The organism is Streptomyces sp. SID13726 (genome assembly GCF_010548375.1).
In the GTDB taxonomy this organism is placed as follows: Bacteria; Actinomycetota; Actinomycetes; order Streptomycetales; family Streptomycetaceae; genus Streptomyces.
Genome location: NZ_JAAGLY010000702.1, coordinates 1 through 405, shown reverse-complemented (window position 1 = coordinate 405; position 405 = coordinate 1). Strand labels below are relative to the sequence as shown.

Here is a 405-nt window from a genome sequence, read left to right as displayed (position 1 = left end):
GCTCTTCGACTCCCTGGCGCTCCGCGTCGACGGCCCGGGCAGCTGGGACGCGGACGTCACCGTCCGCTGGCGGTTCACCGACGGCGGCGATCCCAGCACCCTGCGCCTGAAGAACGGCGTGCTCACCCATGTCCGGGGGCTCGGCCCGGCCGCCGGCGAGCCGGACGTGGAGATCACCCTGGACGAGCCGGACCTGCGCGCCCTCCTGCTCGGCCGGGCCGCGCTCGCGGACCTGGTCGGCCGGGGCCGGGCCGAGGTATCGGGCGATCCGGCCCGGCTCACCGAACTGGCCGCCCACCTCACCGAGCCCGACCCCGGCTTCGCGATCGTCACGCCCTGACGCGGCCCCTGCGCCGGGCCGGAACCCCTACGCCGGGCCGTCCAGGACGTGGCGGACCCAGACGT

At 76.8% G+C, this 405-nt stretch carries 1 protein-coding gene; it reads left to right on the top strand.

The annotated features are described in order from the left end of the window. On the top strand, positions 1–340 hold a 340-nt coding region (locus G3I78_RS49855; protein WP_203616603.1), incomplete at its 5' end, for an alkyl sulfatase C-terminal domain-containing protein. Between the last annotated feature and the right edge of the window lie 65 nt (positions 341–405).